This window comes from Bradyrhizobium sp. T-12, from assembly GCF_058314695.1.
The window spans coordinates 5,176,593-5,196,822 of the sequence record NZ_CM177756.1 but is presented as its reverse complement, the minus strand read 5'-3'; the positions used below and the strand labels follow the sequence as shown (position 1 = coordinate 5,196,822).

Genomic DNA, 20,230 nt, shown 5'->3' with positions numbered 1-20,230 from the left:
GAGTCTAGCCGTGGAGAGAGCCCCTCACCCGGCGCTTCGCGCCGACCTCTCCCCGTAAGAATGGGGAGAGGTTAACAATTCCCAGACGTGCACCAGAGCTCATGTCCCAAACCGATCTAGAAATCGTCGTCGACGATCCGACCGCGCCTGAAGACGACTCGCCCTCGGTCGTGTCCTCCGGCACGGTCGAGATCGTCGTCTGTCTCCTGCTGCTCGCGCTGGCCGTCACGCTCGGCACCGACAATTGGCGCACCGGCGCGTCCTGGGATGCGACCGGGCCCGAGCCCGGCTATTTCCCGTTCTATCTCTCGGTCATCCTCGGGGGCGGCAGCCTCTATGGCCTCGTCGTCGCGCTGCTGGCGCGGCGTGCCTCGTCCGGAAGTTTCGTCACGCGCGCGCAAGGCCGCCGCGTGCTGGCGGTGTTCGTGCCGACGCTGCTGTTCTGCCTGCTGACGCAGTTCCTTGGCCTCTATGTCGCGAGCTTCCTCCTGATCGCGGGCTTCATGCGCTTCGTCGGCAAGATCGCGCTGTGGAAGTCGCTGCTCACAGCCTTCTTCTTCACGGCGATCATGTTCGTCACCTTCGACATCGCCTTCGACGTCATCATGCCGAAAGGGCCGCTCGAAGCGGCCCTCGGCCGCTAGGCGGAATTCGCGATGGAAGCTTTTGGTCTCCTGCTTCACGGTTTTGCCGTCCTGCTGACGTGGAAGACGGTCCTGCTGATGATGGTCGGGCTGGTGCTCGGCATCTTCGTCGGCGTCCTGCCGGGCCTCGGCGGCCCCAACGGCGTCGCGATCCTGTTGCCGCTCACCTTCACGATGGATCCGACCTCGGCGATCGTGATGCTGTCCTGCATCTATTGGGGCGCGCTGTTCGGCGGTGCGATCACCTCGATCCTGTTCAACATTCCCGGCGAAGCCTGGTCCGTCGCGACCACGTTCGACGGCTATCCGATGGCGCAGCAGGGCAGGGCGGCGGAGGCGCTGACCGCGGCGTTCACCTCCTCCTTCATCGGCTCGCTGGTCGCGGTGCTGCTGATCACCTTCCTTGCGCCGATGATCTCGTCCTTCGCGTTGAAATTCGGCCCGCCCGAGTTCTTCGCGGTGTATCTGCTCACCTTCTGCTCCTTTGTCGGATTGGGACGCGAGGCCAAGCACAAGACGGTCATCTCGATGTCGCTGGGGCTGCTGCTCGCCGGCATCGGCATGGATACCGTGTCGGGCAATCTGCGCATGACCTTCGGCTCGCCGGAGCTGCTTCGCGGCATCAACTTCCTGGTCGCCGTCATCGGCCTGTTCGGCATCAGCGAGATCCTGCTGACGATGGAGGAGCGGCTGGCGCTGCGCGGGCATGCGGCGAGCATTTCGCTGCGCGTCGTGCTCAGCGTCTGGAAGGACCTGCCGAAATACTGGGTGACGCTGCTGCGCTCCTCCTTCATCGGCTGCTGGCTCGGCATCACCCCGGGCGGCGCGATCGCGGCCTCCTTCATGGGCTACAATTTGGCAAAACGTTTCGCCAAGGATCCCGAGAGCTTCGGCAAGGGCCGCATCGAGGGCGTGTTCGCGCCGGAGACGGCGGCGCATGCCTCCGGGACCTCCGCGCTGTTGCCGATGCTGGCGCTCGGCATTCCAGGCTCGGGCACCGCGGCGATCCTGCTCGGCGGGCTGATGGTGTGGGGGCTCAACCCGGGGCCGCTGCTGTTCGTCGAGCACAAGGACTTCGTCTGGGGCCTGATCGCCTCGATGTATCTCGGCAACGTCGTCGGCCTCGTGCTGGTGCTGACGACGGTGCCGATCTTCGCCTCGATCCTGCGCGTGCCGTTCGCCGCCGTGGCGCCGATGATCGTGGTGTCCTGCGCGATCGGCGCCTACGCGATCCAGAACGCGATGTTCGACATCTGGCTGATGCTCGGCTTCGGTATCGTCGGCTACGTCTTCAAGAAGATCGGCATTCCCCTGGCGCCGTTCACCCTCGCGCTCGTGCTCGGCAACCGCGCCGAGGATGCCTTCCGCCTGTCGATGATCGGCTCCGGCGGGACGCTGAAGGTGTTCTGGTCGAACGGCCTGGTCGGCTCGATCACGACCCTGGCGATCGTGCTGCTGTTCTGGCCCGTGATCGACGGTTTGCTCGGCCGTCTCGGTTGGACTGGGGTGGCGCACAACCGCGGCACAATAAAAAATTGAATGAAATCAGCGTCTTATGTTTATCGTGTCGCTGTAGTCCGGGCGCTGACGCCTTGTGATTGTTTCCAGATGTTGCCGCCCTGCGACAGCCCGGCTTTACATTCGGGGTTACGCTGCGGCCAAATTTTTATTTTTGTCGCAGGGGGAATTCATGAAGCTGATTGTGGTGACAGCGGCGCTCTCGCTGCTCGCGACGAACGCGATGGCTGCCGATCTGGCGGCTAAGCCGTATGTGAAAGCGCCGCCGGTCGTCGATCCGGTCTGGAGCTGGACAGGCTTCTATGCCGGATTGAACGCCGGATACAGCTGGGGCCGCGCGGACACAACTATCGCGCCGATCGCACTGCCATTCCCGGCCACGCAATTCGGTGCGTTTGGCCAGAACGTCGATGGTTGGCTGGCCGGCGGTCAACTGGGGTACAACTGGCAGGTCGATCCGAAATGGGTCGTCGGCCTCGAGGGCGACATTCAGGCAACAGGCGAGCGGTCGTCACGGACGGTAACGACGACGAGCGCGCGTTACGGTTCGAACATCGTCGGCATCCCCGGCGGTACGGATTTCAATTCAATTGCAACATTGAACGGGAATCTCTCTTACGACTTGCAGTGGTTCGCAACGTTCCGCGGGCGCGTCGGCGGCTTATCGGATCCGCAGACGCTCTGGTATGTGACCGGCGGTCTCGCTATCGGCGAGTTCAAATATTCGTCCGCGACCACCCTTGGTATCCAGGTCTTCGGACCGGGTCTTGGTGGCACAACTCCACTCGGTGCGTTCAACTTTCCGATCGGGCCGGGGGTGAGTAGCACTGATACGCGACTGGGCTGGACCGTTGGCGCAGGTGTCGAACGCAAGTTCACCCGGAATTGGTCGGCCAAACTCGAATACCTCTACATGGATTTCGGCAGCAAGACTTACTTCGTGGGAACCGCCAACCAGGCGGATGTCAGCTTCCACGATCACGTGCTGCGTGCCGGCTTCAACTATGCGTTCACGCCAACGCCCGTCGTTGCGAGATACTGAGCCGGCCAGCGCGAACTGTCATTAATGCCCGGCAATCCGGTCGGGCATTGTCGCCTCTGACCAAGGGCAAGCTAATGACTTGCTGTGGGCCCTGAGCGCCCCAGGGTTTGCGATCATTTCCAGCGCCGCTGACGCGCGCCACTTCGGTCGCGCTGTCAGCGCGTGGTCCTTAGCGGAGAGTGTTCAACCGGGCTTTGGCGTACCTCTCGTGTCTCGGTTCCCATATCTCGCCAGCTATGATCTCGGCAAACTCGAGCTTTGTGTTGCGAGCAGGCCGGAGGGACACCGTCGACGGCGCGGTTGCTTGGTCACATTTGGTGTAGACTGGTACATAGCGCGTATGCCACTGCGCGATGATCTCGCTGCACTTGTTGCATCGGAAGTACCCTGTCTCTGCCGTTCCATAGGCTCGTATGGAACGTCGGTAGACGGACCGACACACCGGGCAGGCCGTATACGAAATATTTTGACAGTCCATGCTGCCGTTGTTCCGACTGGAAAGTAGCATTTGGGCGAGGCTATCGGGATGCCAGCAGGCGGTCAATTTCTGCCGCTATTCCGACGTTTGCTCTTGTGATCAGCTCTTGGGATGCACCAGAAACTATCCCGATCTAGTTGTCGCTTCTTCACCGAAAATATCGCTGTTTGACATATGACCTTGGTTTAATAGCATTGGGCGGCGCAACTTCCCAGTTCCGCCCGAAAGTCCGTCGGCTCGGCCATTCCCCAAGAGTTGCCCCAAGGGTCGGCGGACTAAGGCGGCTGTTATGTATGCCTCTCAACCAATGAAAAGCTGTTTGCTTAGGACTGAGGGACCCCGCATTCAATGGAAGCTTCTCGCAAGTGCAGCAATCGTTCCGGCAAATGCGAGTTGCGAACCCACGCCAAATAATCCCGTCAACGCACGCTGAGAGTGTATCCACCAATGAAAGCGTTGGAGTGCGTGAAGTAAGCCACGCGGGTAAAGGGTGTGAACGAATTGCAACGCGTCTGGCAGCATCGCGGTGAAGGCGCCGATCGCAATTGCCCAAAATGATCCATCGGTTGCAAACATCCAAAGCGCAAGGCCGAGTCCACTAGACGCATCAAAGCCGATGATTGAAAAATCCGTCAGCGTCGCGCTGCTGAAGGACAGGCGGCGATTGCTGGCGCCTCTGCCAAGGCTTATTGAGCGAAGCGGATAGTCCCAGTGCGGGATCGCATCAATTGCAAAATGGCTTGCGAAGCCCGCGAGCGCAGCCGCTACGGGATGCATTGGGAGCAAACTGGCAATGGCTCCACCGACGATTGCATGCGTACTCAAAATCATCGGAATACCGAACTGTAGCAGAGGTGATTGGCACGGAGGAACAATGCAGTGATTACTCTGACCATATCAAGGTCTCTGAGGTGGCCGCAGTCTGACCACGAGACATCGTTCTACGTCATGGAATGGATGGGCGCCAATTTGGGAACTTTGTAAGACGTCTTGAGCTCAGACCACCTTGGCGTCTCGTAACTCGCCGATCTCGTCGGCGCCGAAGCCGAACTCTTTCAGCACTTCATCGGTCTGCTCGCCGAATTCCGGCGGCCGCGCCACCATTTTGCTCGGCGTGCGTGACAGCGTCACGGGCTGGCCGACCAGACAGATATGGCGGCCCTCCTCGTTCGGCACGTCCTGGGCGATGCCGAGATGCTTGACCTGGGCGTCCTCGAACATCTGGTCGATGGCATAGATCGGCCCGCAGGGCACGCCGGCCTCGTTGAGCTCACGGACCCAGGTGTCGGTCGACTTCGTCACGGTGCGCTTCTCTATCTCGGCGTTGAGCGCGTCGCGGTTCTTGGAACGGGCAGGGGCCGTCGCATAGTCGGGATGGGCATAGAGCTCCGGCGCGCCGATCGCCTGCGCGCAGCGCTCCCAGATCCGCCCACCGGTGGTGGCGATGTTGATATAGCCGTCCGAAGTCCTGAAAACGCCGGTCGGGATGCTGGTCGGATGGTTGTTGCCGGCCTGCTTGGCGACCTCCTTCTCCATCAGCCAGCGCGCGGCCTGGAAGTCGAGCATGAAGATCTGTGCCTGAAGCAGTGACGTCTGCACCCACTGGCCCTTGCCCGACACCTCTCGCTCGAGCAGCGCGGTGAGGATGCCTATGGCGCAGAACAGGCCGGCTGTCAGGTCGGCGACGGGAATGCCGACCCGCATCGGGCCTTCGCCCGGCGCCCCCGTGATCGACATCAGGCCCCCCATGCCTTGCGCGATCTGATCGAAGCCGGGCCGCTTGTGATAGGGGCCATCCTGGCCGAAGCCGGAGATGCTGCCATAGACGATGCGTGGGTTGATTGCGGCGAGACTCTCGTAATCGATGCCGAGCTTCTTCTTCACGTCGGGCCGGAAATTCTCGACCACGACATCGGCCTTGGCGGCGAGGCGCTTGAACACGGCGAGCCCGCGCTCGTCCTTCAGGTTCAGCGACATGGCCCGCTTGTTGCGATGCAAATTCTGAAAGTCGGAACCTCGCCGGGGGCCGCCCGGCTGCTCGCCACCGGCGTCCTCGGTCAGCGCGTCGATCTTGACGACATTCGCCCCCCAGTCCGCCAGTTGCCGCACGCAGGTCGGCCCGGAGCGGACGCGGGTCAGATCGAGCACGGTGAAGCGCGACAGGGCTTCCGAGGCATGCGGAAAGGGCATCGTGAAAGGCTCCGGGACAGATTGCGGGGCCTACCATAGTGCCGAAAGGTCACGCGGCAAGCCGGCCCGACGCCGATCGCGCCTGCCGAAATGCCATGCCTGATGCGGTGCCTGCCCGATCAGCGCGACAGGCGCTTCAATTCGGCTCGCGCCTGCTCGGCCAGGGGATCATCACTGTGGCGTGCAATGAAGAGCTCGAGGGCCTCCCGCGTTCCCTTCCGGCGGGCGGCTTCGTATTCCTCTGCTACCGCAACGGCAGGATCGCGGGCCATCGGCATGGAGGGCGCGCGCGCCGCCTTGCCGCTGTCGTCCGCCTTGGCCTTCTCCACCATGACAGGCAGTTCTCCGAAGGGTTGATGGGGCAGTCCGGAAAGCGCGATCAGGGCGCCAGACAGGCCGGCCAGGAGTGAGCCTGGTTTCATGAGACTCTCCAAATTTGTTCCGGCAACGAAACCCTTTACTCGCATCCCGTATGACTACGGAATTGAAGGCAAACGGCGCATTATGGCTAGACCCTTGATGGTCTTGCCCCATTTAAACCAAACGTTCAGCTCTCTAGCTACAATCATCTGTTAACGCCTCGAATAGGACGGGGCTCGCTGATTCGGAGTTCGCCCATTGGCTACCGCGGTCACAGTTAGCAAGACCAACAATGCCGATATCGACGGCTTGCTGTCGGGTTACAAATGGTCGGGCACGATCACCTATAGCTTCCCGGATTCGTCTAGCGACTATGCCAGCTCGTACACGGGCGGCGACAGCGAGCCGACCACGTCAGGCTTCGCTTCGGCGCCGACACAGATGCAGGCGGGGATCACCTACGCGATCGGCTTGATCAACGGCTACACCAACGCCAATATCCAGTACGCGGGCACGAACGGCGCCGACATCATGATCGCGCAGTCGCCGGCGGCCAACCCGACCTCCTACGCTTACTATCCCGGCAACTATGCGTCCGGTGGCGATATCTGGTTTGGGACCCAGTACAATTACTCGCAGGCCAAACTCGGCAACTATTACTTCACCACGGCGCTGCACGAGCTCGGCCATGCCGTTGGCCTCAAGCACAGCCAGGAGACCGGCGGCCCCGCGAACGTCGCGGTGCCGAGCGCGCATGACGACAGCGAATACACCATTATGAGCTATCGCAGCTATGTCGGCGCTTCGACCACGTCCGGCTACACCAACGAAGCGTACGGATATTCGCAGACCTATATGGCCAATGATATCCTCGCGCTGCAGACGATGTACGGCGCGAACTTCAATACTCAGAGCGGCGCCACGGTCTACACTTGGAATCCGACCACCGGGCAGGAGTTCATCAACGGTGTCGGGCAACTCGCGCCGGGCGGCGGCGTCGGCGGCTCGGCCAACCGCATCTACGAGACGGTATGGGATGGCGGCGGCGTCGATACCTACGACCTGTCGAACTACACGACGAACCTGAGCATCAATCTCAATCCCGGCGCCTCGTCGGTATTCTCCTCCGTACAACTGGCCAATCTGGGCGATGGCCATTACGCGGCGGGGAACGTCTACAACGCCTATCTCTACAACGGCGACGCCCGCTCGTACATCGACAACGCCACCGGAGGGTCGGGCAACGACACGATCCTAGGCAACGCCGTTGCCAACGTACTGAAGGGCGGCGGCGGAAATGACACGATCACCGGCGGGGCGGGCAACGACACCATCGATGGCGGCTCGGGCACCGACACGGCAGTCTATTCGGGCAACGAGGCCAATTACGCCATCTCCTACAATTCAACGACGCAGACCTTCACTATAGTCGACCAGCGTTCCGGTTCACCTGACGGAACCGATACGGTGAAGGGTTTGGAGAATTTTCTGTTCGCTGACGGCGCCGTTTCCCCTCATGTAGCTTCATTCGACCCGGGTAACACATTTCTTTCCGACTTTAACGGCGACAATAAAGCCGACCTTCTTCACCTTGTTGGCCAAACTGGCTTCACAGCACTATCGACAGGGTTGGCTTTTTCAGCCGAAAGTTCATGGGGAATTGGCCTTACACCGTCGGACATCTGGACTGACGTCAACGGAGACGGAAAGGCCGACCTCATACAATTCTACAATGGCCGAGAAGTTGTTGCTTTGTCTGACGGTAGCAAGTTCGGTCCCTGGACGGACTGGGCCACAGGGGCGACTGCGGCGGATAAGTTAGTGGACGTTAACGGGGACGGTAAGATGGACCTCGTGCAGTTCTATGGTGGCCGTGAGGTCGTCGCGTTGTCAGATGGCGGCAGATTTGGCTCTTGGCAGGGGTGGACTAGCGGCGCAACCGCGGCGGACAAATTTGTTGACGTCAACGGCGATGGAAAAGCGGATCTTTTGCAGTTCTACAATGGTAAAGAGTCTGTCGCGCTATCGGACGGCACGAAGTTTGCCTCTTGGGGGAGTTGGGTTAGCGGGGCGACCGAATTTGACAAATTTGCCGACGTCAATGGTGACGGTAAGGCAGACGTCGTGCAGTTTTACGCCGGGCGAGAGGTAATCGCGCTATCGGATGGCACAAAATTCGGTTCTTGGCATGACTGGGCCAGCGGGGCAACCTCTGCTGACAAGCTTGTCGATGTCAACGGCGATGGTAAGGCTGACTTAGTACAGTTCTATAACGGCCGGGAGGTGGTAGCGGTCTCAGACGGCGTGAAGTTCGGCCCTTGGAAAGACTGGGCCAGTGGCGCCACCTTTAGCGATAGATTCGCAGACGTGAATGGCGATGGAAAAGCCGATCTAGTTCAAATTTACAATGGTACCCCATATGCGGCAATTTCCACGGGCTCGAGCTTCGCCCCTTGGGTAAATTGGGGAACTCCGTCTCTCGATTATGTTCCGTCCGCTGAACTTGCCGCGCTGTCAGCTTCATACAAGGGCTCGATCCAAGTCGCCCATGATGGTCCACAGGCCATAATAGCTATCAATTCAGATGGCCGACTTGATTCGATGGATCGCTACTCCAGTGACAATAACGACTATCATCATGCAGCGAGCGACGGTTTTTTTCTCAAATGATCATGTTTCAAACGTTGAGACGCAAGCGACGGGGGCAGTCAGTAAGGTTTGTGTTTGGCAGCGCCCCTGCTTAGGTCGTGCTGCGATATCTAGAAGGGCCGCTCCAATGGAACCGTGCTGGCTTTTGTGCTTCCATCGTCAACCGGTTTCGCCACGGAGCGTGGGCCCATAGCATCCCGGAGACCGCAGCGCAGATTGGTAACCGATGGCCGGGCAGCGCAGCTACTTCTGAAATAAGGTATATCAATCGCCCTTGCGAGCGCGGCGATACTGCCATGAAGATTGCAAGAATGCAGCGCGGCTCCAGCGATGCCGATGTCACTTTGAAGGTACCACAGCCGACGTGAATGAGGCAAATCCACCGTGGAGTCGATTGATAAGGCGCTCAATTTCCAGATCGATAGATGCGAGGGCATCCGCTGGGTCGGTGATATCCACATCGTGGATCTTCCAGTAAGTAACGCGGAGCTCCCAACCCGAAAACCTTACGTAAAGTAGTTCGCGATGCTCGGTCTCATCCATTGCGACAACCAGATCCGCGCAGTTGAGGTCGGCGACCCTACATGCTTTCGGCAGGCGGTTCCCACCCAAAGGGACGATGCCGCGGTGCCTGAGCGCGTCGCATGCATGCGAAGACATGGCACCGACATTCAAGGAGCCTCGTTCAAGTGCCAAGCCACGCGACACGGCGACCCAGTCCGAGCCGCCGAGTTTGGCGCGGTGGTTGAACAGCTCTTCCGCAAAGCGGCTTCGATAGTAGTTGCCCGTACATAAAAAGAGGACGTATCGCTTCATCGGTACACCCTAAAAACCTGATAGGCTTCGCAATCACGTGATTTGAACCAGATAGGGGAACGCTGCGTCAGCTCGAAGATCGGAGTGATTGCCAGCCGCCGCGCCACGAAGAATGTATCGGCGACCGTCCGGCGCCAAGGATCGCCGCGAGCAAGGCCCGTCAGCCCCGTGTATCCGAAGACGGTGAACGTGTCCGAGCATCCTTCTTCGACACGATCCGCCTCGCGCGCAAGTGACGAATCAGTTCGGGAGCGCAGCACGCACAGCCTTGATGATTCGGTCTTGGGTCGACTCATCCAGATACGCGTGCATCGGCAAGCTGATGACTTCGTTCGAGAGCTTCTCGCTGACCTGAAGTCCGCCCGACGCCACGGGAAAATTCCGGTAAGCCGTTTGCTGGTGCAGCGATCTCGGATAGTAGATCGTGGTCGGAATGCCCTGTGCCTTCAGTGTCGCGGCAAACGCTTCGCGGCCGCCATTCGGCAGACGCAGCGTGTATTGTGCCCAGACTGACGTGCCGTCTGGCGCAACCTGCGGCACGATCGCGACGTTTCCAAGCCGCTCGTTATATCGCTTGGCAATGGCGTTGCGTGACACAATCTCGTCCGGGAATATCTTGAGCTTCTCGATCAGGATCGCTGCCTGTATGGTATCGATACGGCCCGTCAGTCCCAGCCGCACGTTATCGTATTTGTCCGAGCCCTGGCCGTGCACGCGCACGCTCCGCAACGTGTTCGCCAGATCGTCGTCGTCGGTGAAAATCGCGCCACCGTCGCCGTAACACCCCAGCGGCTTGGCCGGGAAGAAACTCGTCGCCGTCGCTAGACCAAAAGTGCCCAGTGGCCGTCCCTTGTAGGTCGCGCCAAAGCTTTGAGCGGCGTCATCGAGAATAAACATGCCTTCTGCGGTGGCAATTTCCGCAATTGCATCATGGTCGGCAGGCTGGCCGAACAAGTCCACGGGAATGATTGCCTTGGGCTTGAGACCCTGCTTCTTCGCGACGGCGATGCCGCTCTTCAACGAAGCAATGTCAATATTGAATGTGGTTTCATCAACATCGACGAAGATCGGTGTTGCACCGAGCAGCGCCACGACTTCCCCGGTTGCGCAGAACGTAAATGTCGGACAGATCACGGCATCGCCTCGGGCAACTTTTTTTGCCAGCAGTACCATCAAAAGTGCGTCCGTTCCGCTGGCGCAAGCCACTACATGCCTGGCTCCGGTGAAGGCTGCAAGATCGGCCTCGAGACGAGCGACTTCCGGTCCGTTGATAAACTGGCAATGCGTCAATACGCGCGCAATCGCGTCATCGATGCGTTTGCCGAGGCGATGGCGCTGTTCGAGAACGTCAATAAACGGAATAGCCTGAGCTGGTGTATACTGGTTCATTCAATCCCTCGAACAATCAGCCGACACTGCGGCGCGGGTCGCTTGTGCCGATGGCATAATGAAACTCGAAGCAGCTTCCAAGCACCAGATCGCATAAGAACCCCGAAAATCGACTGGCTCATTCCTACAAAGATTCGGGGCGTGCGTTCTCGTAGTACGTCGTCAAAGTGGCGCATGGAGGAGCAACTAATCCAAACACATTTAGATTCAAAGAGTTACGGGATTGTGAGGCTAGGCGGGACAGGGAACCGGGTGCCCCTGCTCGACCGCCGTAGCCACTTACGCCCTTCGACTGGAGATCAAGCCACTTACCCACCTTTAGATGATAGACTGCAATTAGCCACCAGCATTGCGTTTGCAACTTGCCATACACTTGCGGGCGCAGCTTCCGCGAGATCGACCACCGCAGCATTTGTTTGGCGTCGAAGACAGGTCCCGTCCTCTTGATGACGCCGTCCAATGTTGCAGCCATCCATTGGGACTGAAAGTAAGCGTCGTTTCGCTCCCACCTTCTCGCGGCACATGGGATAAGCGAGTTTCACGATCTCTTTGAAGGGATCGGCTTGTGTCTATGCTTGACCATACGCTTAAGTCGGACGTGACGGCGCGCCGGCTGGAAGTGATCACGGAGACGGGACGCCGTCGTTGGTTCTCCAAGGACGACAAGGCCCGGATCGTCGAGGAGACGCTGGTACCAGGCGCGGTCGTTTCCGAGATTGCCCGGCGACACGGGCTGAGCCCACAACAAGTGTTCACCTGGCGCCGGCAAGCACGTCGGTTGCCGACGCCGATGCCTGACGATCCGCCGTTTGTACCGGCGGTGGTAGACGCCATGACCCCAGTCGCGGCTGTTGGCCATGAGCGCAAGACAGCGCGACGCAAGGCCAAGCCAGATGCCGGAGGCATCGAGATCGAAGCCGAAGGTGTCACTATCCGGGTGGGCCGAGGCGCGGATGTGGCGATGATTGCGGCCATCGTCCATGCGCTGAAGGCAAGCCGGTGATCGGCCCGTCCGGAACTGTTCGGGTGATGGTGGCAACCAAGCCGGTCGACTTCCGCAAGGGAATGGAGGGGCTTGCTATGTTGGTGCGCGAGCACATGCAGGCCGATCCGTTCTCGGGTGGGGTCTATGTGTTCCGTGCCAAGCGCGCGGATCGGATCAAGCTAATCTTCTGGGATGGTACCGGTTTGTGCCTGTTCGCCAAGCGGCTCGAGGAAGGCGTCTTCCGCTGGCCGAAGATCGAGGATGGCGTGATGCGTTTGTCGGCGGCGGAATTGTCGGCGCTGCTCGAAGGGCTTGATTGGCGGCGTGTCCACGCGGCACGGGAGACGATCGTCCCGACGCAAGCCGGATAATTGTGGGTCGCGCTGCGGCGAAGTGAATCAGGGGCATCGAGCGCGTCGTCAGGCGGGCACGAATATGCTCTGATTTGCCAGTGAGCGATAACCTTCCTGATGATCCTGAGACGCTCAAGGCGATGCTGCTGGCAGCGCGTCACGAGAGCGAACGGCTGCGTCAGATTATCAAGGAGCTGCAACGCCACCGCTTTGGCCGGAAGGCCGAGACGCTCCCCGAGGAGCAGATGCTGCTGGGCCTCGAGGACGTCCAACAGGTCGCAGCCTCTGCCGAGGCCGGTCAGGACGAGACAACCCCTGAAGGCCGAGTGGAGCGCGCACGCAAGCGGCGCGTCAATCGCGGAGCACTGCCGGCGCATCTGCCGCGGATCGAGGTCGTTGTCGACATCGACGACAAGACCTGCCCCTGCTGCCAGGGCGAACTGCTCGGCGAAGACAAGACCGAGCGGCTGGACATTGTGCCGGCAGTTCCGCGTTGTCGTCACCCGACGTCCCAAATACGCCTGCCGAGGCTGCGGAGATGGCGTCCTGCAGGCCGAGGCTCCGGCCCGGTTGATCGAGGGGGGCCTGCCCACGGAGGCAACCGTCGCCCAGGTTCTGGTGTCCAAATATGCCGATCATCTGCCGCTCTACCGGCAAGCCCAGATCTACGCCCGTCAGGGCATCCATCTCGATCGATCAACGCTGGCGGACTGGGTTGGGCATGCCGCCTTCCATCTGCGCCCGCTGCACGAGCGCCTTCTCACGGTACTTAGAGCAAGGTCGAAGCTGTTCGCCGACGAGACCACGGTGCCGGTGCTCGATCCCGGTCGAGGGCGCACCAAGACCGGCCAGCTCTGGGCCTATGCCGCCGACGACCGGCCCTGGAGCGGCCTAGATCCGCCCGGCATCGCCTATGTCTATGCACCCGATCGAAAAGCCGAGCGGCTGTTCAGCCATCTTGCTGGCTTCAAGGGCGTCCTGCAGGTCGATGGCTACAACGCCTACCCAAAGCTTGCCGAACGTGGCGGGGTCGAGCTCGCCTTCTGTTGGGTGCACATGCGGCGCAACTTCTACGAACTCGCGACAGCCGGCCCCGCTCCGATCGCGAGTGAGGCGCTGAAGCACATCGCCGCATTCTATGCGATCAGAAGGAGATCCGCGGCCGCAGTGCGGAGGAGCGGCGCCTCGTGCGGCAGCAGAAGAGCCGACCACTGGCCGATGCCTTCGAGGTATGGCTGCGCGCCAAGCTGGCTCTCATCAGCCAGAAGATCAAGCTCGCCGAGGCCATCCGCTACGCCCTCTCGCGCTGGCAAGGCTTAACGCGCTTTATCGATGACGGCCGCATCGAACTCGACAACAACACGGTCGAGCGATCAATCCGTGGCATCAAGCTCAGTCGGAAGAATGCGCTGTTTGCCGGATCCGACGGGGGCGCCGAACATTGGGCCATCGTCGCAACCTTGGTCGAGACCTGCAAGATCAACGACGTCGATCCGCTCGCCTATCTCACGGACGTCTTGACCAGGATCGTCAGCGGTCATCCCAACCGCGACATCGACCAGCTATTGCCTTGGGCCTACCGCGCTCAAGCCCTCAAAGCTGTGGCCTAAGAACGACGCTTACGACTGAAATTGGGGCCAGTGAAGAGAAAAGGGCTCACGTTCGGCGAGTTCCGGCACGTGCAACCAGTGTCGCGACTCGTTCTGGTGAGTTTCTATGAGTTTAATAACCGGGCCGGAATTCCGGACCGGCACGGGAATTGAGATCGCTCAATTGAAATGACAGCCGAGTTGCGAAACCTCGATGTCAGACCGGCCGCGACACCGACGCCCATTACGTAAATCCAGCCTTCTACATAGTCTGATAGGTGTGAATTAAAGAGGGAGTCGAAGATGTTCTGGCTGACCACTATCATTCCAATCCAGGAAACCCAGCGCATTTCCGCAAACATCATAAAATGGTTGATCCACATCGCATAAAGCAAAATGACTCCGATCAAGCCCCACTCGATGCCAAAATAAAGAGTCTGGTTGTGCGGATTGGCGACGATCTGTTCGTCCACCACGGGCTTTCCTATGGCATCGCGCTCGAACAGACCTCGTATCGAGCCCGTGCCATGACCGGCCAACGGGGCGCTGCGGATGAACTCGAGCGCCTTCGACCAATACAAGAGACGGATTCTCACGGATGTCGGTTGACTACTGGTCGAGGTATACTGTCGCTGGAGACTTTCGATGCGGAATCGCAGATTGGAAGCGAAGCACCAAGCGAGTACGGCTACGGCGATCATAGCCAGATAGAGAAAGAGCTTGCGCCGCCAATCGAGATACCTGTGGGTCGAGATAAAGAGCAGGATGGGCAGCGAAACTAGCGAGGTTCTCGATGAGGCGACAAACGCCAAGTTGAGCAAAAACGCGAGCGCCAAGGCGAGAAAGCCCGCTGCGATGTAAGGCCTATGATCTCTCCACATCCTCACTGCGAGTGCAGCAGCGCCGAAAATGCACAGCGTGAATTCGACACCCTGCGTGATCCAGTTCTTGACGGGAACTCCCACCGTTCGATCCGAGAACAGGATGGTTCGTGGATCGAGCCAGTTGAGCCAAGACAGCACAAGCAGAACCGTACAAGATGCAAGAAAGGCGAGGAATAGCTTTATTCCGCGTTCCGAACGTCCAAACTGATAAATGAGCAGCGGAATAGCCAACAGCTTCGTCATCGATGCCGTGGCATGAACCCGCGCCCCCCACGAAGCGTCGGCCCACACCATTCCGATTACCGCAAGACCGAACAATGCGATTGGCAACCAGCACGCAGGATGTTGGAGTTGCTTCCGGAACTGCGACATATCAAACGCCGTTGCGAGCGTGAACAACCAAAGCGTCGTGAAGATACCAAAGATAGTCGTCGACCAGGGCAGGGAAGCCGCCATCGACACTGCAAAGTAATCAGCCATTCGGGAGCACCAAAAAGCGCAGCTCCAACCGCGCGTAAGTCGATTCAAACGCGTCGCTCCTCTGTGACGAGCCCGAAATATCGAGGTACTGAAAATAGATACATGGTCGGGCTCGGGCCTTGGTGGCGCGCGGACGGCGGCAGCGTGCCTCGCTTCCCATTTTCCGCCTTGGTATTTTGACATGCCGGCCGCCGATCCTGCAACCCTCGGCAGAGGGCAGGCCCTCGAACCGCCGAAAGGAAGCTCCAGACGCATGCGTAAAGGCGTCGCATGGCAGCGAGGTCGTCGGCAACACCGGACCTGGCAGGTAAGAGACTCTGCCACGGCTGGTATTCAAAGCTTCTGCCTGCCAGGTGATCCGCAGATCGTGCTCAAGGTGGCTCATGGCCTTGCGCTCAGTAATCTCGCCTTGGTGAGCGTTCGCCTGGAAAAACGTTCTCCAGCCGATTTTGCCTGCTGGGATCTCACGCGACGGCTGTCATCGCCGTAGCATTTGTCCGTTGGGCCGAGCACTCGGCGGCGCCGAGCGCGTTCGGTTGCCCTGACAGCGGCTAGCCACCTTCGTCTTGAAAGCCGGTGCGTGGTTCCGGCGCGAGCGTCTGCTCATCGTCCACCCAAGCCCCGGGCGAATGTTGCCAGCACTCAGGCAGAAACCTCCACTTGTCGGGGTGTTCAGATTTAGTGGAGCCAAATCTAATATTCCGGAGCAGATCAAAGATATGGCAAGCATTGTTCTTCGCTGACATTCCTGAAAAGATTGGCGCCGGGACACGTATTGGGGGTATTAAACGCCCCAAGAATAGTGGATGGCTAGGAGAAAGCATTTTGATGCGCGATACTGGGGGGATGCACGAGTCGCGTCGGAAATTATTGGCCGGGATCGCCGTCGCTGTGTACGTCGTCACTCTCGGTTACTTCCGATCGCGCCATCTAGACGCCCTAGCAGCCTGGTCAGGCTATACTCCGGAGCAGTTAGCTCTTGCAGCCAATCATCCTGATATGCTCGCAGGCGGCTTTCCGAGCGGCATACTCACGCTACTGAATTCAATCGTATATCACGTGTATCCCTTGTTCGATCGTGCGGGAGTCAGTGTTACGACCGTATGGGGGGGCATGATTTTTCTAGAGATCGCGCTATTTGCTGGATCTGTGGTTTACGCCGTGCGACGCCTGTTGCCAATTAGCGGATGGCCGGTTGCGGCGATAGTCGCGATTTCGTATGCTGGCAGCAGCTTCTTGACGCCGGATATGGCGCAGATACAGTTTCCATATTTCGGCTGGGTCTACGCGTTTGCTCATGCCTGTTTCTTGATCGTCGTCGCAGAGACAGTCCGTCGGAACTATATCGCAGCCGCGGGCTTTCTTGTTCTTGAATTTATGATTCATCCCATCAGTGCGATATTCGGCGGTCTCATTTTTGTCGGGGCGTTCTTCTTCGAATATCAGAAAAATGATCTTAAGTGGACGACACAAGTATTGGTCTCATTTCTTATTGTAGCAATCGGGTGCGGGTCTTGGTTTTTCTACATTGCCAGCCACGCAACGATTACCGGGGGGGCGGTCGACGCCAAGACATTTATCGCACTCAATCGCGCGCAGAACTATCACTGGTTTCCGTCTTACAACGGTTTTTATTGGGAATTGTTCTGGTACAAACTCCTTCCATTGCTTAGCACGTTGAGCTTGATAGCGTGGTCCTTTGACTCACGGATTTTGCCTGATTCTGTACGTCCCAAGCTTGCTTTGGGTGCAATCCTGCTGTCGGCGGTTTGTTGCGCTGGTTTGGTGATTGCGGAGACAGTCTCATGGCCGCCGCTGATCAAGGTGGCTTTACACCGCGCTGACACGACCGTTCTACTCATCGGGGGGTTGGTGGTTATCCCAGAACTTGTTCGAGACATCCGCAAGGGTAACGCTGTCGAGCGCTTCCTCTCAGCCTACCTTCTTTTTTTTCCGTTCTTCTTCGAAAACGGATTTGCGCCATTGCCGGTTGGTCTTCGAATTGGATGTGGCGCCTATCTTGCCTGGCGTTCACGCGATGTCGGATTTGGCTTGCGAACTGCGATCGCTTTAATGGCTTTGATCGTTGCGCTGCTCATCTTTTATTCATTGATGGGCTTGATACCTGATCCGTTGAGCTCCGAATATACAGGACTGAACCGACCTTTACTTGGGCTGGCCGCGCTTGTTACCGGTCTTTCGTTCGTTCTCGATTCTAAAGAACGGACGGGCTGGAGGCCCGCATTTCAGACCCTGACCGCGCTGTTTCCGGTGATGGTGATGGCGTTGATCAATGCGCCGAAATTTGACACTCTCCGCGACAAAGCAACGCTCGCACTCGCGGACGGTGCGCTTGAGGCGCAACTTTGGGCCCGAGCGCATACTCCTGAGAAATCGATCTTTATGGTTGATCCGACGTTCTCTTATTTCTGGCGTGATAAGTCGCATCGACCATCGTTCGGGACGCCTCGCGAATGGCTGTTGGTCAGCGTTCTATACAACTCGCAGGAAGCGATTTTGGAGGAGGGCTTTCGACGCTACCGCGCGTTAGGCCTTTCGAATCCAGACTACATCTATGATCCGACAAGCCGTAGAATGGCGCCCTTACTAGACCGCATCACAAATGATGCCGAAGAAAGGTTCTACGCGATGGACCGATCAGATCTTGAGCGGTTGGCGCAAGCGTTCGGAATTTCTTATTTTGTGTTTCAAGCAGCTCGGCTTAAGGGGGATCCGCCGCTTCCGGTAGTATTTAGAAATAGTCACTTTGTCATTGCAGCAGTTCAATCAGCGGGAGCGACTCAATGACATTGCCTAGCGTCGACCCGGCTAGTTTTTCGCAGGTCAGTCCACCAATCGTCCTTTTGTCAGGTGCATCCTCCGTCGCACGCGAGATCGCTGCGTTTTATGCGCAGCATTTTCCCCATGGTGGCCTATTTATCGTAGAAGAGCGGCCGCCTAACGAGGCGCGACTATTGCAGTTCATCAAGCGCCGAGCTCGCAGCCGTGGCTGGTTTAGCGTCATCGACGCACTTGCCGCCCGCTTAATGCAGGCGCTTGTTCACCGTATCCGACTGCGTCAGTCGACAGCCAAAGTTACTCCGGATCTAATCGTGTCGACTTGCAACAGTCCTGAATTTTCTCGCTTCGTGACCGAGATTGATGCACGATTGATCATCCTCAATCTTTGCTCCGTCCTTTCAGCTGCGCAATTGAGAGCGATTGGCCGGCCCATCATAAACGTGCATCCAGGGATCAATCCACGCTATCGTGGCGCCGGGAACGTCTGGGCGATCAGCGAGGGACGCTTTGATCTTGTGGGAGCGACGGTCCACTACGTGGATGCTGGCATCGACACCGGACCAGTCATCGCTTACGCTGCTATTGATCCTGTAGCTATGAACCTCGGGGTTGAGGATACATTTGTCGCCTCCCAGCGTGCTGGCGCCGCCCTCGCTATCAGCATTGCCAATGGTGGGGTATTTCCTGTCGCGCCAACCACGTTTAACAATCTGACTTCCTGCTACTATCCTTATCCTGGTCTATCGACCTGGTTGCGTGCGGTGTTCAATCTCAAGCGCGCGCAATGGCGAAGACATTGACTAAAGCCAATAGCCGCAACCCCACCAGTTGTGAGCTGGGGCTTTAGTCAGACGAGCCATCTCACGGCGATAGAAGATGCAGCTCGGATTACCGACAATGGTGATATCGAAAGGACCTTTTTGGCGAGGTTGAAGTTGGCATGAAGGTCTGACAGATGGGGTTTTTCGTTCCAGAAATATTCATATACGAGATGCTCTTCGGCTCCCCAGTTTCGTTTGAATTTTCTGAGCATATGGTGAGAAAGAGGTGAGACACCAAAACTGAACAGCGATATTCCCGCGTCGGCGGCATCGCAAATTGCCTGACCTACAAGAAGAGTACCCAATCCAAGTGACTCGATGTTCAGATCTGGAGCGTTCGCTGCCCAAGCGTAACTCCACTGGACTTCATCCTTCTCTACAAAGATTCCACCAAGAACTTCGCCATTACAGCTGCGCTCCGCGATATAGCCCTCGCAACTCCGCTTGCCATTTCTTAATGTCAGGAGCTTGCAAAGCAAAGCATAAGGTTGGGGCAGCATGTGGTGCTTATCGCGATAGGCTCGCAACATTATGTCGTAAAAATGTTGCAAGGTCGCCTCGTCAGTGAATCGTCTGACACTCACTCCAGCTTTTGCGGCATCAGCTCGTGCCGTCTTTAGCTTCCAACGCTGCTTCTTCGGTAACGCCGCGATCGTGGCCTCGGCGTCCGGCCCAAGAGCCAATAAAGTCTCAACGCTATTTGATGCGACCTCCAGACCTAGTTCATTGACAGTCCTATCCGGCAGTGCATGATGGAGCTTGATGCGCGCCGTCGACTTCAAATTTGTGCCTTTTGCCATGGCGACGATGGCGCGCGCGATTTCAGGCGCAAGATCGCGAAGCACGGGTTGAAAGTTGAATGGTGCAAAGCATATTCGATCGGTGCCCGGCCGTTTGACGTGAAACGCCGAAACGGATTGGCCGGCAAATGTGACCCCCAGCTTTTGAGGCATACAGCGATAAACACTTGCTAAAACATCAATAAGATCAGGCTCGAGGAATAGCGTAGCCCGAGCCGAAATACTCTCATTCAGTGGAGAAATGGTGGCTTCTGTCATCGCTTTCGTGTCGACCATTCGAGCATCGCCAGTTTGCTGAGGCATCGACATAGATCTACTCTTGCACAATCTCGAAGGGGGCGACGAGCTGAGATACTTCCCAATCGAGTACCCGCTATCGACGTTGAGTTAACCGTTTGACGCTAGCATTCTCCAGCCCCACGTGGATGCG

The 20,230-nt window shown here is 58.3% G+C and carries 16 protein-coding genes and 1 pseudogene; 10 read left to right on the top strand and 7 right to left on the bottom strand.

All coding sequences use genetic code 11. The features are described 5' to 3' along the window. Nucleotides 1–101: 101 nt before the first annotated feature. The 3 genes from AC0WRY_RS24755 to AC0WRY_RS24745 all read left to right on the top strand — a co-directional run bounded on the left by AC0WRY_RS24755 (nt 102) and on the right by AC0WRY_RS24745 (nt 3,204). Nucleotides 102–644, top strand: a complete 543-nt coding sequence (locus AC0WRY_RS24755) for a tripartite tricarboxylate transporter TctB family protein (RefSeq protein ID WP_491121454.1) — start codon at nt 102–104, stop codon at nt 642–644. A gap of 12 nt (nt 645–656) precedes the next feature. Further along, the gene (locus AC0WRY_RS24750) at nt 657–2,183 is read left to right on the top strand and encodes a tripartite tricarboxylate transporter permease (RefSeq protein ID WP_491121452.1); all 1,527 of its coding nucleotides are present in this window, start codon (nt 657–659) and stop codon (nt 2,181–2,183) included. A gap of 151 nt (nt 2,184–2,334) precedes the next feature. Beyond that, nucleotides 2,335–3,204 carry an outer membrane protein gene (locus AC0WRY_RS24745; protein ID WP_491121450.1) on the top strand — a complete coding sequence of 290 codons (870 nt, stop codon included), beginning with the start codon at nt 2,335–2,337 and terminating at the stop codon, nt 3,202–3,204. An 823-nt stretch (nt 3,205–4,027) separates the two neighbouring features. Here AC0WRY_RS24745 and AC0WRY_RS24740 read toward each other — a convergent pair. The 3 genes from AC0WRY_RS24740 to AC0WRY_RS24730 all read right to left on the bottom strand — a co-directional run bounded on the left by AC0WRY_RS24740 (nt 4,028) and on the right by AC0WRY_RS24730 (nt 6,294). Beyond that, nucleotides 4,028–4,513, bottom strand: coding sequence for a hypothetical protein (locus AC0WRY_RS24740; protein WP_491121448.1), 486 nt, complete (start codon nt 4,511–4,513; stop codon nt 4,028–4,030). Nucleotides 4,514–4,678: 165 nt separating this feature from the next. Further along, complete coding sequence (locus tag AC0WRY_RS24735; protein WP_491121446.1) at nt 4,679–5,872, bottom strand: CaiB/BaiF CoA transferase family protein; 1,194 nt, start codon at nt 5,870–5,872, stop codon at nt 4,679–4,681. Nucleotides 5,873–5,991: 119 nt separating this feature from the next. Beyond that, entirely contained in the window at nt 5,992–6,294 is a 303-nt protein-coding gene (locus tag AC0WRY_RS24730) for a hypothetical protein (protein ID WP_491121444.1), read from the bottom strand. Nucleotides 6,295–6,490: 196 nt separating this feature from the next. Between AC0WRY_RS24730 and AC0WRY_RS24725 the strand changes: the two genes are divergently transcribed. Next, on the top strand, nt 6,491–8,902 hold the full coding sequence (locus AC0WRY_RS24725; protein ID WP_491121442.1) for an FG-GAP-like repeat-containing protein: 2,412 nt from the start codon (nt 6,491–6,493) through the stop codon (nt 8,900–8,902). A 318-nt stretch (nt 8,903–9,220) separates the two neighbouring features. Here the strand turns inward: AC0WRY_RS24725 and AC0WRY_RS24720 are convergent, their stop codons facing one another. After that, complete coding sequence (locus tag AC0WRY_RS24720; protein ID WP_491121440.1) at nt 9,221–9,697, bottom strand: arsenate reductase/protein-tyrosine-phosphatase family protein; 477 nt, start codon at nt 9,695–9,697, stop codon at nt 9,221–9,223. Nucleotides 9,698–9,937: 240 nt separating this feature from the next. Beyond that, nucleotides 9,938–11,086, bottom strand: coding sequence for a DegT/DnrJ/EryC1/StrS family aminotransferase (locus AC0WRY_RS24715; protein ID WP_491121438.1), 1,149 nt, complete (start codon nt 11,084–11,086; stop codon nt 9,938–9,940). A 571-nt stretch (nt 11,087–11,657) separates the two neighbouring features. Here AC0WRY_RS24715 and tnpA point away from each other — a divergent pair. From tnpA to tnpC, 3 genes and pseudogenes are all read left to right on the top strand, one after another. Beyond that, on the top strand, nt 11,658–12,089 hold the full coding sequence (tnpA, locus tag AC0WRY_RS24710; RefSeq protein WP_049824163.1) for an IS66-like element accessory protein TnpA: 432 nt from the start codon (nt 11,658–11,660) through the stop codon (nt 12,087–12,089). Beyond that, nucleotides 12,086–12,442, top strand: coding sequence for an IS66 family insertion sequence element accessory protein TnpB (gene tnpB, locus AC0WRY_RS24705; RefSeq protein WP_028141379.1), 357 nt, complete (start codon nt 12,086–12,088; stop codon nt 12,440–12,442). The genes tnpA and tnpB overlap by 4 nt, the downstream gene beginning before the upstream one ends. 122 nt (nt 12,443–12,564) lie before the next feature. Beyond that, nucleotides 12,565–14,034 (top strand): annotated as a pseudogene (tnpC, locus tag AC0WRY_RS24700) (IS66 family transposase). A gap of 104 nt (nt 14,035–14,138) precedes the next feature. Here tnpC and AC0WRY_RS24695 read toward each other — a convergent pair. After that, a complete protein-coding gene (locus AC0WRY_RS24695) occupies nt 14,139–15,377 on the bottom strand; it encodes an O-antigen ligase family protein (RefSeq protein ID WP_491121435.1) in 1,239 nt (412 codons plus the stop codon). 253 nt (nt 15,378–15,630) lie between these two features. Between AC0WRY_RS24695 and AC0WRY_RS24690 the strand changes: the two genes are divergently transcribed. The 3 genes from AC0WRY_RS24690 to AC0WRY_RS24680 all read left to right on the top strand — a co-directional run bounded on the left by AC0WRY_RS24690 (nt 15,631) and on the right by AC0WRY_RS24680 (nt 18,979). Next, a complete protein-coding gene (locus tag AC0WRY_RS24690; RefSeq protein ID WP_491121433.1) occupies nt 15,631–15,867 on the top strand; it encodes a hypothetical protein in 237 nt (78 codons plus the stop codon). Between the two features lie 239 nt (nt 15,868–16,106). Further along, nucleotides 16,107–18,185 (top strand): hypothetical protein, encoded by a 2,079-nt coding sequence (locus tag AC0WRY_RS24685; protein ID WP_491121431.1) that lies wholly within the window; start codon nt 16,107–16,109, stop codon nt 18,183–18,185. Then, complete coding sequence (locus AC0WRY_RS24680; protein ID WP_491121429.1) at nt 18,182–18,979, top strand: formyltransferase family protein; 798 nt, start codon at nt 18,182–18,184, stop codon at nt 18,977–18,979. The genes AC0WRY_RS24685 and AC0WRY_RS24680 overlap by 4 nt, the downstream gene beginning before the upstream one ends. A gap of 47 nt (nt 18,980–19,026) precedes the next feature. Here AC0WRY_RS24680 and AC0WRY_RS24675 read toward each other — a convergent pair whose 3' ends face one another. Then, complete coding sequence (locus tag AC0WRY_RS24675; RefSeq protein WP_491121427.1) at nt 19,027–20,076, bottom strand: GNAT family N-acetyltransferase; 1,050 nt, start codon at nt 20,074–20,076, stop codon at nt 19,027–19,029. Nucleotides 20,077–20,230 lie beyond the last annotated feature (154 nt).